Source organism: Kocuria sp. CNJ-770 (assembly GCF_001942375.1).
Taxonomy (GTDB): domain Bacteria; phylum Actinomycetota; class Actinomycetes; order Actinomycetales; family Micrococcaceae; genus Kocuria; species Kocuria oceani.
Window position 1 is genome coordinate 30,689 of sequence record NZ_MKJW01000111.1, and the last position, 14,295, is coordinate 44,983.

14 protein-coding genes and 1 pseudogene are annotated in these 14,295 nt (G+C 75.3%); 4 read left to right on the forward strand and 11 right to left on the reverse strand.

Annotated elements, in window-relative coordinates; all coding sequences use genetic code 11:
* Positions 1 to 27 precede the first annotated feature (27 nt).
* The 6 genes and pseudogenes from BJF77_RS12910 to BJF77_RS12935 form a co-directional block, all read right to left on the reverse strand.
* Positions 28 to 522 carry a hypothetical protein gene (locus BJF77_RS12910; protein WP_075872426.1) on the reverse strand — a complete coding sequence of 165 codons (495 nt, stop codon included), beginning with the start codon at positions 520 to 522 and terminating at the stop codon, positions 28 to 30.
* Positions 523 to 772: 250 nt separating this feature from the next.
* Positions 773 to 1,755, reverse strand: a pseudogene (locus BJF77_RS12915) (pirin family protein).
* Positions 1,752 to 2,288: a carboxymuconolactone decarboxylase family protein gene (locus BJF77_RS12920; RefSeq protein ID WP_075872427.1), complete on the reverse strand. Its 537-nt coding sequence runs from the start codon at positions 2,286 to 2,288 to the stop codon at positions 1,752 to 1,754. The pseudogene BJF77_RS12915 and the gene BJF77_RS12920 overlap by 4 nt, the downstream one beginning before the upstream one ends.
* A 179-nt stretch (positions 2,289 to 2,467) precedes the next feature.
* Complete coding sequence (locus BJF77_RS12925) at positions 2,468 to 3,610, reverse strand: acetate/propionate family kinase (protein WP_075872428.1); 1,143 nt, start codon at positions 3,608 to 3,610, stop codon at positions 2,468 to 2,470.
* Between the two features lie 62 nt (positions 3,611 to 3,672).
* On the reverse strand, positions 3,673 to 5,766 hold the full coding sequence (gene pta, locus BJF77_RS12930) for a phosphate acetyltransferase (protein ID WP_075872429.1): 2,094 nt from the start codon (positions 5,764 to 5,766) through the stop codon (positions 3,673 to 3,675).
* A 110-nt stretch (positions 5,767 to 5,876) separates the two neighbouring features.
* Positions 5,877 to 6,134 carry a metal-sensitive transcriptional regulator gene (locus BJF77_RS12935; protein ID WP_047802863.1) on the reverse strand — a complete coding sequence of 86 codons (258 nt, stop codon included), beginning with the start codon at positions 6,132 to 6,134 and terminating at the stop codon, positions 5,877 to 5,879.
* A 187-nt stretch (positions 6,135 to 6,321) separates the two neighbouring features.
* Here BJF77_RS12935 and BJF77_RS12940 point away from each other — a divergent pair, with 187 nt between their 5' ends.
* The 4 genes from BJF77_RS12940 (at position 6,322) to BJF77_RS20595 (ending at position 8,412) form a co-directional block, all read left to right on the forward strand.
* Complete coding sequence (locus tag BJF77_RS12940) at positions 6,322 to 6,639, forward strand: thiamine-binding protein (RefSeq protein ID WP_047802862.1); 318 nt, start codon at positions 6,322 to 6,324, stop codon at positions 6,637 to 6,639.
* Between the two features lie 23 nt (positions 6,640 to 6,662).
* Complete coding sequence (locus tag BJF77_RS12945; RefSeq protein ID WP_075872430.1) at positions 6,663 to 7,178, forward strand: GNAT family N-acetyltransferase; 516 nt, start codon at positions 6,663 to 6,665, stop codon at positions 7,176 to 7,178.
* Positions 7,175 to 8,074: a spermidine synthase gene (locus tag BJF77_RS12950; RefSeq protein WP_075872431.1), complete on the forward strand. Its 900-nt coding sequence runs from the start codon at positions 7,175 to 7,177 to the stop codon at positions 8,072 to 8,074. Before BJF77_RS12945 ends, BJF77_RS12950 begins: the two co-directional genes overlap by 4 nt.
* Positions 8,075 to 8,196: 122 nt before the next feature.
* On the forward strand, positions 8,197 to 8,412 hold the full coding sequence (locus BJF77_RS20595) for a helix-turn-helix transcriptional regulator (RefSeq protein ID WP_047802859.1): 216 nt from the start codon (positions 8,197 to 8,199) through the stop codon (positions 8,410 to 8,412).
* A gap of 23 nt (positions 8,413 to 8,435) precedes the next feature.
* Here BJF77_RS20595 and BJF77_RS12960 read toward each other — a convergent pair whose 3' ends face one another.
* From BJF77_RS12960 to BJF77_RS12980, 5 genes are all read right to left on the reverse strand, one after another.
* Positions 8,436 to 8,762, reverse strand: a complete 327-nt coding sequence (locus tag BJF77_RS12960) for a hypothetical protein (protein ID WP_083665148.1) — start codon at positions 8,760 to 8,762, stop codon at positions 8,436 to 8,438.
* A gap of 122 nt (positions 8,763 to 8,884) precedes the next feature.
* Positions 8,885 to 9,679, reverse strand: coding sequence for a GAF and ANTAR domain-containing protein (locus tag BJF77_RS12965; protein ID WP_082157297.1), 795 nt, complete (start codon positions 9,677 to 9,679; stop codon positions 8,885 to 8,887).
* 203 nt (positions 9,680 to 9,882) lie between these two features.
* Positions 9,883 to 11,769 (reverse strand): pectinesterase family protein, encoded by a 1,887-nt coding sequence (locus tag BJF77_RS12970; RefSeq protein ID WP_075872433.1) that lies wholly within the window; start codon positions 11,767 to 11,769, stop codon positions 9,883 to 9,885.
* A complete protein-coding gene (locus BJF77_RS12975; protein WP_047802857.1) occupies positions 11,766 to 13,115 on the reverse strand; it encodes a polysaccharide lyase family 1 protein in 1,350 nt (449 codons plus the stop codon). The genes BJF77_RS12970 and BJF77_RS12975 overlap by 4 nt, the downstream gene beginning before the upstream one ends.
* Before the next feature lie 219 nt (positions 13,116 to 13,334).
* Positions 13,335 to 14,255, reverse strand: coding sequence for an alpha/beta fold hydrolase (locus tag BJF77_RS12980; protein ID WP_047802856.1), 921 nt, complete (start codon positions 14,253 to 14,255; stop codon positions 13,335 to 13,337).
* Positions 14,256 to 14,295: the final 40 nt, after the last annotated feature.

Below are 14,295 nucleotides of genomic sequence, written 5' to 3' on the forward strand. Positions count from 1 at the left end.
CAGCGTAGGGCCCCGGACCCGGCCGGGTCAGCGCAGGGCGGCGCGCACCCCCGGGCGCACGGCCACGACCAGCCACGCCGCGTCCACCGCGAGCTTGAGCGCGGCGGGCAGCAGCTGCAGCGGCTGCGTCCCGGTCGGCACGACGGGCACGGCGAACGACAGCACGAGACTGGCCACGGTGCTGAGCACCGCCATGGACGCGAAGACGATGCCGAGGATCCAGGCCCACTGCCGCTGATCGCGCAGCGGGAAGAAGACCAGGGCGTACAGGCCCGCGCTGACGGCGACGCCCACCACGGCGCTCGCGAGCACGAAGCCCGTGCCCAGGAACATGCCGCCCGAGGCGGCGGCCACCTGCTCCGAGGACGTCAGGTAGCCGATGACGCTGCCCAGCACGCCGATGGCGAGGGACGCCACCGTGAGCCGCAGCAGCAGCCGCAGGTCCGGGGTCCTCGGCGGGACGGGACGGGCCGCCCACGGGCCGCCGGGGGCGCTGGACGGGCCGTACGGGTACTGGGTCATGGCGGTCGACTCCTCGCGGCGGGACGGGCCCGGTCGGGGCTCAGCACCGAACCTAGCCGCTGATCCCGCCCGCCGGACCGTTCGCGACCGTGAAGACACCGGCGCGTCGCCGAACGGCGGCCTGCGATCCCCCTTCGGGGCACGGGTTCTCCCGGCGCGGGCCCACCGACCCTGTGCCGGGCGCTCCGGTGCCCGGCGACTCGGTGCCGGGCGAACGGCGCCCGGCACCGGGCCGGGCGGCCCCGGGGGCTCAGCCGCGCGGGCGCAGCGGGACGGTGGGCAGGGCGGGGGCCGGCAGCGGAGCGGGCTCTCCCTCCGGATAGGGGCCGAAGCGCGGGTCGGCCGCTCCGGCCGGTGCCGGCTCGGCCCGATCTCCGCCTGCCAGGCCGCCCGGTAGGAGGCGACCTCCTCGTGGCTGCGGCCCACGAAGTTCCACCACATCACGATCCGCTCGCCCAGGGGCTCCCCGCCGATCAGCAGCGCCCGGACGGGGAGCGACCCGGCCTCCAGGACCAGGCGCGCCCGGCCCGGGGGCAGGTAGGCCAGGTGGTCCGCCGGCACCGGGTCCCCGTCCAGGGCGAGGTCCCCGGCGTCCAGCAGCACCCCGTGCTCGAAGGCCGGATCCACCTCCAGCTCCAGCCGGGCACCGGCGTCCAGGGCGATCTCGGCGGCCAGCAGGGGCGGGGTGTGGGTCCGCACCGGGGAGACGGACCCGGCCAGGGAGCCCAGGTACACCCGCAGCAGGCTGCCCGGCCCGGGCACGGGCTCCGGGGCGTAGTGCTCGAACGTCGGGGCCGTGTGCCGGGTCCGGTCCGGCAGCGCGTACCACAGCTGCACCCCGTGCAGGAGGCCGGTGTCCGGGGTCGAGAACTCCTGGTGGGAGATCCCGCGCCCGGCCACCATGAGGTTGACCTCGCCGGGGCGCACGATCGCGCGGTACCCGGCGGAGTCCTGGTGGGCGATCGCCCCGGTGAAGAGCAGGCTCACCGTGGCCAGGCCGGTGTGCGGGTGCCGGGCCACCCGCATCCCCCCGGACGCGGAGACCGGGTCCGGGCCGTAGTGGTCCAGGAAGCACCAGGAGCCGATCAGACTCCGCCGGCGCTGGGGCAGGGTCCGGCGCACGGTCATCGCCCGGGGCCCGCCCAGCGGCACGTCGCGCGGCGGGAGCAGCTGCGGGCCCCCACCGCCCTCGGTGCAGACGACCTCCTCGGGGCGCGCGTCCAGATTGGTCATGCCCCGCCCCCGGGCACGCTCGCCGGGGCAGGGGTGGCCGGGGCCGTCGCCGCGGCCGCCTTCGCGCCGCCCCTCGAGCGGACGGGGTGGCGGGAGAGGATCGAGATCCGGTTGAACGCGTTCATCGTCACCGCCGCCCACTGCAGCGCCGAGAACTGCTCGTCGGTGAGCGCCTCACGGGCCGCGGCGAGTTCCGCGGTGCGCGCCGGTTCCTCGGGCAGGACCGTGGCCGCCTCCCCGACGGCCAGCGCCGCGCGCTCGAGGTCCGAGTACAGGGCCTCGGCCTCCCGCCAGGAGGTCAGCACAGCGAGCTGCTGGGAGCTCACCCCGGCCTTCACGGCGTAGCGGACGTGCAGGTCCAGGCAGTAGGCGCACCCGTTGAGCTGGGAGATCCGCACGTTGACGAGTTCGAGCACCGCCCGGGAGACCCCCGCCTCCTCGGCGGCGTCGGCGACCGTGCCGGCCAGCCCGTTGAGGGCGCGCCAGGAGCCGGGATCGGACTTGTCGAGGAAGAAGCGGTCACGGGCGGTCATGGATCCTCCTCGCCGTCGGTGCGGTCCGGTGCGTCGGTCAGCGGAGCCCTGTCCTTCAGCAGACACCTCCGCCGCTGCCCCGTCAAGGGCGGGCGGCACCGCGCCGTCAGCGGTGCGCGGCGGGCCGGCGGTGCGCCCGGTGCGGCGCTCCGGTGTGCCGGTCCGGTCTCCCGGGATGCTCAGCCGGCGACCAGCGCCGCGGTGGCCGCGGCGATCGCCTGCTCCTCGTCGGTGGGCACCACCAGCACCTCGAGGGCCGAGCCGGGGGCCGAGATCCGCCGGGTCCCGCGTGCGCGGGCGGCGTTGGCGTCGTCGTCGAGCCGGACCCCCAGGGCGCCGAGCCGGTCGCAGACCCGCTTCCGGAACGGCGCGGCGTTCTCGCCGATGCCGGCGGTGAAGACCAGCGCCTGCGCCCCTTCCACGGCCACGTGGTAGCCGCCCACGTACTTCGCCAGGCGGTAGGCCGCCATCTCCAGGGCCAGCTCGGCGCGCTCGTCGCCGCGTTCGGCGGCCTCCTGGACGGCGCGCATGTCGTGGTCCCCGGCCACGGCCCGCAGCCCGGACTCCTTGTTCAGCACGGCGTCGAGCCGCTCGGGGGTCATCTCCGGGTCCCGGCGCAGCACGGCGGTGACCACGGACGGGTCCAGGTCCCCCGTGCGGGTACCCATCACCAGCCCGGCCAGGGGCGTGTAGCCCATCGAGGTGTCGTAGGAGCGGCCGTCCCGGATCGCCGTGACCGAGGCGCCGTTGCCCAGGTGGGCGACGACGGCGCGGAACCGCTCGCGCGGGATCCCCAGGAACTCCGCCGCCTGCCCGGTCACCCAGTCGTGGGAGGTGCCGTGGAAGCCGTAGCGGCGGATCCCCCAGTGCTCGTAGAACCGCTCCGGGACCGCGTAGCGCCACACGTGCTCGGGCATGGTGCGGTGGAAGGCGGTGTCGAACACGCAGACCTGCGGCAGCTGCGGCCAGGTCTTCTGGACGGCGCGCAGGCCCAGGACCGCGGCCGGGTTGTGCAGCGGCGCCAGCGGGACGAGCCGCTCGATGTCGCGGATGATCTCCGGGGTCGCCAGCACGGGTGCCGAGAACCGCTCGCCGCCGTGCACCACGCGGTGCCCGGCGGCGTCCACGGTCCGCCCGTCCAGCTCGGTCCCGAGGCGCCCGGCGAGCAGCTCGAGGGCCTGCGTGTGGTCCTGGATCCGGGAGCTGCCGATGTTCTCGATCAGCCCGGACGTGAGCACGGTGCCGCCGTCGGCGCCCGGCTCCAGCTCCCGGACCTGGTACTTCAGCGAGGACGAGCCGCAGTTGACGACGAGCACGAGCATGGTGGGTCTCCCTGGGACGGTCGGGAACGGGGCGGTCGGGAAGCGGGCGGCGGGGCGCCGGCTCACATGTGCTGGGCCTGGATCGCGGTGATCGCCACCGTGTTGACGATGTCGTCCACGGTGCACCCCCGCGAGAGGTCGTTGACGGGCTTGCGCAGCCCCTGCAGCACCGGGCCCACGGCCACGGCGCCGGCGGACTGCTGGACGGCCTTGTAGGTGTTGTTGCCGGTGTTGAGGTCCGGGAAGACGAACACGGTCGCCCGTCCCGCCACGGCGGAGCCGGGCAGCTTGGAGGCCGCGATCGAGGCGTCCACCGCGGCGTCGTACTGGATGGGACCCTCCACCTCCAGCTCGGGGTCCGCCGCGCGCACGATCTCGGTGGCCGCCCGGACCTTGTCCACGTCCTGGCCGGAGCCGGAGCCTCCGGTGGAGTAGGACAGCATCGCCACCCGGGGCTCCACGCCGAACTGGCGGGCGGTGCGGGCGGAGGCGAGCGCGATGTCCGCGAGCTGCTGGGCGTCGGGGTTCGGGTTGACCGCGCAGTCGCCGTAGACCAGCACGCGGTCCTCGAGGAGCATGAAGAACACGGAGGAGACGATCCGCACGCCCTCGGAGGTCTTCACGAACTCCAGGGCGGGGCGGATCGTGTTGGCCGTGGTGTGCGCGGCGCCGGAGACCATGCCGTCCACGTCCCCCATCTGCACCATCATGGTGCCGAAGTAGGAGCCGTCGAGCATCCGCTCCAGGGCCGCGTCCTGCTGCACGCCCTTGTGGGCGCGCAGCCGCACGTACTCGCCGGCGTACTTCTCGCGCAGCGCCTCGTCGTGCTCGAAGTCGACGAGCGTGAGCCCCTCGTCGTCGAAGTCGAGGTTGATGCCCTCCGTCTGGCACAGCCCGGCGATCCTCGCGGGGTCGCCGAGGACCGTGAGGTCGCAGAAGTTGCGGCGGTGGATCATCTCGGCGGCGCGCAGGATGCGGGGGTCCTCGCCCTCGGGCAGCACGATGTTCTTCCGCTGCGTGCGCGCCGCCTCGACCAGTTCGTGCAGGAAGCGCAGCGGCGTGCGCCGCAGCGGGCGCGGCAGGTCCAGGCGGCTGACCAGCTCCTCGTCGTCCACGCGCCGGGCCCACTCGCCCAGCGCGGCCGCGACCTTGCGCGGATGGGCCCCCGAGAGCGTGCCGCGGGAGCGGGAGACCGCGCGGGCGGCGCTGTAGGTGTCCAGCCCCGTGGTGAGCACGGGGAACGGCGCCGCGGCGGTGAGCTCCTGGATCCGCCCCTCGGTGCCGAAGCCGCCGGTCAGCAGCATCCCCGAGGGGACCGGCAGGGCCGGGGAGAGGGCGGAGGCCAGGGACGCGACGACGATGTCGGAGCGGTCCCCCGGGGTGATGACGAAATCGCCGTCGGCGAGCTGCTCGAGGTAGTGGGCCACCGTCATCGCGGCGATCTTCACGCCCTTGACGTCGCGGTCCAGGGAGACGTCCGAGGGCCCGTCCCCGAAGCCGTGCCGGTCCCGCAGCTCGGCCACGGTGGGCGCGGCCACCGCGGCGTTCTCGGCGATCACGTAGACGGGCAGCCCGCGCACGCCCCGGGAGGCGTTGGCGCTCAGCCGCTCGACCCACTCGGGCCGGGCCCGGTTGACGATGACGGCGAAGATGTCGCACCGGGCCTGGTGCAGCTCCGCGCGGGTGACCTCGATCGCGTTGAGCACGTCCTCGGGGGACTCGGACTCGTCCGCGCCGATCACGGCCAGCACCGAGGTGCCCAGGTTGTTGGCCATCCGGGCGTTCATGTCGAACTCGGCGGTGGCCGCGTTGTGCGCCAGCAGGTCGGTGCCGTCCACCACGATCACGTCGCAGTGCCGGGCCATCTCGCCGTAGACGCTCACGGCCATCGAGTCGAGCTCGTCGTGGTCCCCGGCCGCGAGCAGCTCCCGGGTGCGGGCCAGCGAGAGCCCGCCGCGGCACCGTTCGTCGGGGAGGTCGAAGTTGCGCTTCATGAGCTGGACCATGGGGTCCTCCGCCGGGCTCCGCCCCAGGTGGACGGGCCGGAAGTAGCCCAGGCGGTCGGTCCTGCGGAACAGCGAGTCGGCCAGCCCGAGGGCCACGAGCGACTTGCCGGACTGCGGCGTCATGGCACTGACGTAGATGCCTTGGGTCATGGTCTGGGCGTCCTCCGGTGGGCGGGCTCGGAACTGACGTGCTCGCCCCAGTCTAGGGTCCGCCCGTTCCGGGGGCCGGGCCGCGGCGCTCGCCGCCCGGCCGGGCGGGCTCAGGCCAGGGAGAGGAACATCTTCTCCAGCTCGGCCTTGTCCAGGCTGGGGTCCTCCTGGCGCAGGCACTGCTCCAGGCCGGTCGCGATGATGCTGAAGCCGGCCTTGTCCAGGGCGCGGGAGACCGCGGAGAGCTGGGTCACCACGTCCTTGCAGTCGCGGCTCTCCTCGAGCATGCGGATGACGGCGGTGAGCTGGCCCTGCGCCCGCTTGAGGCGGTTGATGGTCGGGGTGAGGTCCTGGGGATCGAGTTGCACGGGGCGCTCCTGGGGGACGAGGGCGGGTCCCGGCCATTCTATACCCCCCGGGGGATCCGGCATACCCTTCGGGGTATCTTCCGCGACGGGTCCCCACCGCTCCGGGCCGGACCGCCCCGGGGCGGCGGGGCCGTCGTCGTCGTGGCGCGGGGTTCTCCCCGGGCGTCCCGGGTGGGAGACTGGGGGCATGCTGGTTGCCTTCTCCGTCTCCCCGTCCGGTGGCTCCGACGCCACCGGCTCCGTGCACGACGCCGTCGCCGCCGCCGTCCGGGTGGTCCGCGACTCCGGACTGCCGCACGAGACCGACGCCATGTTCACCACGATCGAGGGCGAGTGGGACGAGGTCATGGACGTCGTCAAGCGCGCCACCGAGGCCGTCGGCGCCTACGGGCCCCGGGTGTCCCTCGTGCTCAAGGCCGACATCCGCCCCGGTCGCACCGGCGAGCTGACCGGCAAGGTGGAGCGGCTCGAGGCCGCGATCCGGCGGCAGGCGATCGAGTCCTGACCCGCGCCACCACGGCCGCGCGGGTGCGCCCCGCCGGTGTCGAAGACGCCTCCGCGTGGTCCGCCCTGCACCTGCGCTGCCTCGACGAGACCTACCGCCCGCTCTTCGGCGACGCCTTCGCCGACCGGCAGCGCGACGCGGCCGACCGCACGGCCGGCTACGACCGCGACCTCCTCGCCGACCCGCGCGTGCGCACCCTCTGGGCGCTCGACGACGACGGAGCCGCCCTCGGGCTGGTCTCCGCCGGACCGGCACCCGCCGCGTGGGAGACCCGCGCCGGGGTGCCCGCCCCGGTGGTCCCCCGGCAGCTGTTCCAGCTCTACACCCTCGCCGCGACGCACGGCACCGGACTGGGCGCGGCGCTGCTGGAGGCCGCCGTCGGCCCCGCGGACGCCTACCTGTGGATCATGGACGGCAACGACCGCGCCGAGCACTTCTACGCCAAGCACGGTTTCCGAGCCTTCGAGGAATCCTTTCCCGCCGGCGGGCCGTGGACCGGGCAGCACATGCACCGGATGGTGCGGACGGGTCCGGCGTGAGCCGCGCGGCCCGCCGCGGGCGCCGGGCGCCGGAGCCCGCCGCCCCGGGCGGCCCCGCGGCCGGCAGCTACGAGATCTCCACCGGCACCGCCGAGCTGGTGCCCGACGAGTACGCTCCCGGCTCCTGGGTGCTCCACGTCAACGGGGTGCCCTCCTCCCACGTGGACCCGCAGCACCCCGAGCGGCTGGACTTCGAGTACATGCGCTGGATCGCCGCGCTCGTCCACGCCCACGTCGGCGCGCACCTGGACCCCGCCGCGCTGCGCGTCCTGCACCTGGGCGGGGGCGCCTGCTCGATGGCCCGGTACCTCGCCCACGCCTATCCGGCCGCACGGCAGGTCGTCGTGGAGCTCGACGGCCGGCTCGCCGAGCTGGTCCGGCAGTGGTTCGACCTCCCGCGCGCCCCGCGGCTGCGGATCCGAGTGGGGGAGGCCCGCGCCGTCACGGAGTCGCTGACGGCGGCCACCCGGGACGTGGTGGTCCGGGACGTGTTCGCGGGGTCCACGACCCCGGAACCGCTCACCACGGTGGAGTTCGCCCGGCGCGTGGCCCGTGTGCTGGCCCCGGGCGGGCTGTACGTGCTCAACTGCGGGGACACCCGGGACCTCGCCGGGGCGCGGGCCGAGCTGGCCGCGCTGTCCGAGGTCTTCGAGCACGTCGGCGCCGTGGCCGACCCGGCGATGCTCAAGGGCCGCCGCTACGGCAACATCGTGCTGGCCGCCTCCGCCGTGCCGCTGCCGGCGGAGGGCTCGCCGGAGGCCGCCGCGCTCGGCCGCGAGCTGCTGGGCGGAGCGGTGCCCGCCCAGTACAAGGACGGGGCCTGGGCCCGCTCCTTCGTCGCCGGGACGCCCTCGCGCCGCGACGCCGTCCCGCCCCGGGCGCCGCACGCCCCGTGACGCGCCCCGCGCGGGGATCCGGGGGACACGCAGGTGCTCGCCGGGAGTTGCTCGGCAGTGCGCCGCCGAAGCCGCTAAGGTTGCTTGGTAACCGACGAGGGTGTCCGAGGAGGTGGTCGCAGGTGCGCAACGAGCTGAAGGCGCTGCGGGCCGCCCGGACCCTGTCGCAGGGGCAGCTGGCCATCGCCGTGGGGGTCTCCCGGCAGACGATCTACGCGGTCGAGAACGGCCGGTCCGAGCCGTCCCTGTCCGTGGCCCTCGCCCTGGCGCGGTTCTTCGGCCGGCCGGTCGAGGACGTCTTCCACGACGACGCCGGCCGCACCCCGCCCCGGGCCTGACGGACCGCGGCCGGCGCGGGGGCTCACCCGGCGCGGCGAGGACCCCGGGCCGCGAGCTCGGCCGCCACGTCGTGCTGCCGGTCCCGGGTGAGCGGGTGCGGTCCCTCGGGGGAGAGGTGCTCGTGCTCGGCCTGGCGGGTGACGCGGCTGTGGAGCACCTGCAGCTCGGCCAGGGGGAGTTCCTCCAGGCCCTCCGGGAACTCCTCGTCAGGAGCGAGAGCGGTCTCGTCGGCGGGCCCTGCGTCCGCGGCGGCGAGCCCGGCCCGGCCGGGCGCCGGCGCGGGATCGGCGTCACCGCCCAGGACGGCCACGGTCGGGGCGGTGACGGGGGTGGCGGGAACAGAGTGCACGGGAGCTTCTTTCGCTGGCTACGACAAAGTCGCGGCCGACTACTCGACGCACTCCTCGATCCTAGCCGCGCGGCATCCGGGGCGCCACCGCCGGCACCGGGGGACCCGGGGTGCGGTCAAGTTCAGACCACGCTCCCGTCCACCGGGGACGGCACGGGCCGGGACCGCGACGCGGGCGGGGCGGACGGGTTGAAGTGCGTGCTCGTCGGCCCGTCGTTGGCCGCCGCCACCAGCTCGGCGGCGACGTCGCGCAGCTTGACGTTGCGGTGGTTGGACGCGGCGGTCAGCAGGGCCACGGCGTCGTCCTGGGTGCAGCCCTGGCGGGCCATCACCAGCCCGATGGCCATGTCGATCGTGGTGCGCGAGGCCATCGCCGCAGCCAGGTCGGTCTGCGTCTCCCGGTGCCGGGCCAGGCGCAGGGCCAGGCGCAGGGCCCGGGAGGCCAGTGCGACCTCCCGCTCGACCGCCGCCGTGGTCCGGGCGTCGAACGGGCGCAGCGTCCCTGAGTAGACGTTCAGCGCCGCCCGGGCCCGGTCCTCCAGCTCGAAGGGCACGGCCAGGACGGAGCGGACCCCGTGCTCCGCGGCCGCCCGGCTGTAGGCCGGCCACTGCCGGTCGGTGCGGGTGTCGGCCAGCAGCACGACCCGGTGCCGCTCGGCCGCGCTCAGGCACGGGCCGCCGTCGAAGGCGTACTGGACCTCGTCCAGGGCGGCGGCCCGCTCGTGGCTGGCGACCACCGTGGCCGCGGCGGCACCCCGGACCAGGGTGATCGAGCACCACAGGTCGTCGGCGTCCTCCGCGAGGTGCCGCGCCGTGCTGCGCACGAACTGCTGGAGGAAGTCCGTCAGGTCCTCGGAGGCCAGCAGCAGGTCCTCCAGCTGCACGGAGCGCGCGTCGGCCGTCGTCGAATCCACCATGGGCAGGCCCACCCGTTCCGTCCTGTGTGCGGACCCCCTCGCCGCAGTCGAGGCCGGCGCGTGCGCGTGCCGGCGGCAGAACTGTACCAGCACCCCGGACGAGGACGCGCGGGCGGCGGCCCACGGGGACGTGTGCGGGAGGGAGCGGTGGCCCGCCGGGGACGTCGCCGCCCGGCGGGCCACCGCCCCTCGTGGCGGCCGGGTCAGCCCGGCAGGTCGAGCAGGGCGGTGCTGTCGACCGCCGTGCCGGCCAGCTGCGGGGCCCAGCCGTCCTCGCCCGCGAGGTAGTCGCGGACGGTGAAGCGCTCCGCCTCGCCGGCCGGCAGCTGGGGGCGGTCCGGGGTGAGCCGCGCGCCCGGGCCGCGGTTGGCGTGCTCGGCGAAGCGGGCCTCCCGCCACGAGAAGCCGCTCATGTCCGTCCACGGGCTCGCCGCGATGTGGGCGCCGAGCCAGGAGTCGCGCACGAGCACCTGCGCCACGGCCCGGGGGTCACCGCCGGGGTGCCAGGGGCGGCCGAGGTGCACGGTGCCGGCGGCGGCCCCGGACGTGAAGCGGCAGCCGCTGAACAGGTACCCGCGCTCGACGCTCAGGTCCTGGCTGCCGGCCGTGACGTACCCGTTGTTGCTGTCGGAGCCGCGGTCGAGGGACCGGAGCTCGCAGCCGTCGAACACCGCGGTGCCGCGGCCGAACACGAAGTCGACGTCGCCCTCGACGTAGCACCGGTCGAACCAGGACCGCGCGGCCACGCCGCTGTCCGGGGAGTTGACCAGCAGGGTGTCCTGGTTGCCGAGGAGGCGCACCCCGGAGAGGACCGCCCGGTCGCCGGTCAGGTGCAGGGCCACCGCCTGGCGGTTCTTCATCCCCGGGTGCGCGGCCTCGTCGAAGTCGTTGCCGAACGTCAGGTTCCGCGCGACGAAGTCCGCGCCGTCCACCCGGGCAGAGGCGCTGCCGAACGTGCCGAACGGACCGCTCCCGTCGGGCTTGAGGGTCCCGGAGGCGTTGTCGTGCACCAGCACCACGTCCTCGGGTCCCTCGCCCGTCCCGACCAGGGAGATCCGGGGTCTGCTCGACGGCACGTGCAGGACCTCCCGGTACTCCCCGGGGTGGATCCGGATCACCGTCCGGCGGGCGCCGCCGGGCTCCGCCGCGTCCACGGCGGACTGCACGGTGCGGAACCGTTCGCCGGGACCGACGTCGAGCACCACGGGGGTGTCCACGGGCCGCTCGGCGGGCCAGTGCATCCGGCCCAGCGGGTCGGCCGCCGCGCCGGTGTCCGCGAACCAGCCCGGCGGCACGATCCGCTTCGACCGCAGCTCGCGGGCGACCAGCCGGGCCACCGCGAGGGCGCCGAGGGCCTGGAAGTGGGTGTTGTCCGCCGAGCCCTGCGGGTACTGCGGGTGCTCGCCCGGCGCCAGGTGCAGGAAGTGGGAGGTCGTCCCCTCGGGGCCGAGGCGCTGCCACAGGTCCTTGGAGGAGGCGGTCAGGTCCACCAGGGGTGTGCCGGTGGCCGCCGCGAGGTCGCGCACGGCCTGGGGATAGGCCCCGTGGGTGTCCCGGGCCGCCCCGAAGGCGTCGAAGCGCCGGCGCTCCACCGGGGTGACCAGCACCGGCTGCGCGCCCTGCGCGACGGCGCCGTCGACGTAGCGGCGCAGGTACGCCTCGAAGGTGGAGCCCGGCAGCGTGCCGTGGGCCGGGTCCTGGACCTTCTCGTCGTTGTGGCCGAACGCGATGAGCAGGTGGTCGCCGGGCTGGAGCATGCCCAGCACCCGGTCGAGCAGCCCGGCGTCCGCGTAGCTCTTGGACGAGGCCCCGGACCAGGCGTAGTCGGCCACGCCGGCCCGGGGGCCCAGCAGCAGGGGCAGGGCCTGTCCCCAGCCCGCGCGGGGGCGCTCGGAGTGCTGGTAGGCGGACGACGTCGAGTCGCCGACGACGAACAGCGCCGGGCGGGTGCGCCGCATCCCGCCGTTGTTGCCGGTGGCCCCCGGCGCGGCCAGGGCCGGGGTGCCCGCCGCGCCCGTCAGGGCGGTGCTGCCGGCCGCCAGCGCGAACGCGGTCAGGAGGGTGCGCCGGGTCGGCGCGGCGGGGCTCACCGGTTCCCGCCGGTGCTGAGCACGGGACCGGTGGTGCGGGCGAGCAGCGCCGGCACCGCCTGGGCGGAGTGCACCTTGGTGCGCAGCGTGGGCGTCCAGGAGGTGTCGTGGGCCAGCTGCGCGCTCTCGGGGACGGCGGCGTTGTAGGCGGCCCGGAGGTCGACCTCCTTGCCGTTCACGGTGTTGTCCACGGTGGCGACGACCGAGCCCTTGTAGCGGCCGATGAGCCGCGCGGGGTCCGTGCCGGCGGGCAGGGTGAAGGCGTTGGCCTCCGCGTACAGGTGCGACTCGATCCCCGCGCCCAGGGAGTACACGAAGGGCACGGACCCGTCCTCGGGCACCACGTAGTGGTTGTTGTAGACGTCCACCTGGCCGTAGCGCACCCGGGGGGCCCGCTGGCCGACGTCCTCGAACACGTTGTGGTGGACGGTCACCCGCAGTCTGCCGGGGTCCCCCCGGGTGGGGGAGTCGGTGGACCCGATGAGCATCAGCTTGTCGTGGTCGGTGAACCGGTTGTAGGAGATCGTGACCAGGTCCGACCCGTTGGTCACGTCGAGGGCGCCGTCGTGCACCTGGTAGGGGGTGCCGAAGTAGCTGGGCTGCCCGCTGTCGGGGTTCGGGGCGTCGGTGAACTCCGAGTGGTCGACCCACACGTGGGTGGCGCCGTTGATGACCTGCAGCAGGTCGTACTCGCTGTTCCAGGCCCCGGTGCTGCCGTCGCCCGGGTCCCAGGCCGGGAAGCAGTCGGCGGCGTCGGAGAACGTCAGGTTGCGCAGGATGACGTTGTCGGCCCCGTTGATCCGCAGCGCGGCGCCGCGGATCTCGCTGTCCGGGCCGGCGCCGACGATCGTGGTGTTGCCGGGGACGTCCCAGCGGATCGTGCGGGCCTGGTTCGCGGCCGCGGCACGGCGGGCGTCCTCCTGGGCCCCCGCCGGGTCACGGTCCCGGCCCCAGGTGGCGGGGTCGTAGTCCTGCAGGTACTGCTCCAGGTCGTAGCCGGTGCCGGCCGCGTAGTCCGCGCAGCTCAGCGCGGAGCCGTCGGGCGCCGTGTTGGCGTCGATCCTGCCGTGCACGCGGATGATCTTCGGCCGCTCGCCCGAGGCGGCGAGCGCCTCGAGGAGCCCGGCCCGGTCGTCGACGTCGTGGACGTCGGCGGGGGCGGCCGCAGCCCCGCCGGTGGTCCCGCCGTCGGCGGAGGCCCAGCCGTCACCGGCGGGCAGCACCTGCCGCTCGACCGGGGTGCGGGCCGACCGGGCCGTCGGGTCGGCGAGCGGGCCGGGGGCGGCCGCGGCGGGGGACGCCGTGAGCAGCGCCAGTACGGCGGCGGTGGACAAGGACAAGGACATGGACAAGTGCGAGGCGCGTGGGCGCATGATCCCTCTTCCGTCGTTGCGGTGGGCACGCCCCGGTGAGGGGAAGAACTGTGATGGGGGTCACTGGGGGTGCTGGGCAGGACGGTAGCAGAAAGCGCTTTCCGGCCGGAAGGTGTCCGGGTGTGCATGCTCGAAAGGACCTGATCGGCCGGGAGTCATGCTCGGTGGTGCCGCCCGCGGTGCGCCGCGGGATCAGGAGGCCGCGCGGCGATCCTCGGCGGAGGCCACGAACTCCCGGGCCAGCTCCACCAGCTCCGCGGTCCGCTCGATCTGCGGCATGTGCCCGGTGTCCGGGAACACGTGCAGGCGGGCCCCGGGCAGGGCGGCGGCCGCGGCGTCGGCGTGGTGGGCGGGCAGCACGGCGTCGGCGTCGCCCCACAGCACGAGCACGGGCAGCCCGGAGGCACGGATCTTCTCGAGCAGGGCCCGGCGCCAGCCGGGCAGCACGCCCACCACCGGCAGCCCGATGCTGCGGTAGGTGCCCAGGAAGGTGGCCCGGAAGTCCGGCTGCGAGCCCACCGTCGCCGCGTGCCGGAGGAGCTCGGGCGTGGCCAGCGCCGGGTCGAAGAAGCAGTTCTGGTTCGAGCGCACCGCGGCGGCCCTGGCCAGCGGGCGGAACCGGGCGCCCACCACGGGCAGGCGGGACAGCGCGGCCCAGACCATGGGCAGCGGGGAGACGTTGGCCTCCCGGCCGAACCCGGCGCTGTTGGCCAGCAGCAGGCTCGCCACCCGCTCCGGGTGCTCCGCGGCCACGGTCATGGCCACGGCGCCGCCCAGCGAGTTGCCCATCAGGTGCACCGGGCGGTCCTCGCCCACCGCGTCGAGCACCCCGACCACGGCACGGGCGAACGCCCCGAGTCCCGGCTTCTCCGGGCCCGCGGGACTCAGTCCGAAGCCGGGCAGGTCGGTGCTCAGCACCCGGTGGTCCCGGGCGAGCAGCTCGTGGGCGGCCGACCAGTCCTCGAGGCTGCGCCCGATCCCGTGCAGCAGCACCACGGGCGGGGCCTGCTCCGGCCCGGAGAGGCGGATGCGCACGGGCCGGCCGGCGACCTGCACCGTCGTCGTGGCCCCCGGGGCGCCGGCGGCGGGCTGCGAGGTGTGCTGCTCGGTCATGCGTGGGTCTCCTGGGGTGCGGCCGCGGGGCGGGCGGCGG

Excerpts from the sequence above, each read along its gene's own strand:
- BJF77_RS12965 (WP_082157297.1), bottom strand. The coding sequence starts at position 9,679 with ATGGTGGATTCGACGACGGCCGACGCGCGCTCCGTGCAGCTGGAGGAC.
- BJF77_RS12910 (WP_075872426.1), bottom strand. The coding sequence starts at position 522 with ATGACCCAGTACCCGTACGGCCCGTCCAGCGCCCCCGGCGGCCCGTGG.
- BJF77_RS12975 (WP_047802857.1), bottom strand. The coding sequence starts at position 13,115 with ATGTCCTTGTCCTTGTCCACCGCCGCCGTACTGGCGCTGCTCACGGCG.
- BJF77_RS12940 (WP_047802862.1), top strand. The coding sequence starts at position 6,322 with ATGCTGGTTGCCTTCTCCGTCTCCCCGTCCGGTGGCTCCGACGCCACC.
- BJF77_RS12920 (WP_075872427.1), bottom strand. The coding sequence starts at position 2,288 with ATGACCGCCCGTGACCGCTTCTTCCTCGACAAGTCCGATCCCGGCTCC.
- BJF77_RS12980 (WP_047802856.1), bottom strand. The coding sequence starts at position 14,255 with ATGACCGAGCAGCACACCTCGCAGCCCGCCGCCGGCGCCCCGGGGGCC.
- pta (WP_075872429.1), bottom strand. The coding sequence starts at position 5,766 with ATGACCCAAGGCATCTACGTCAGTGCCATGACGCCGCAGTCCGGCAAG.
- BJF77_RS12925 (WP_075872428.1), bottom strand. The coding sequence starts at position 3,610 with ATGCTCGTGCTCGTCGTCAACTGCGGCTCGTCCTCGCTGAAGTACCAG.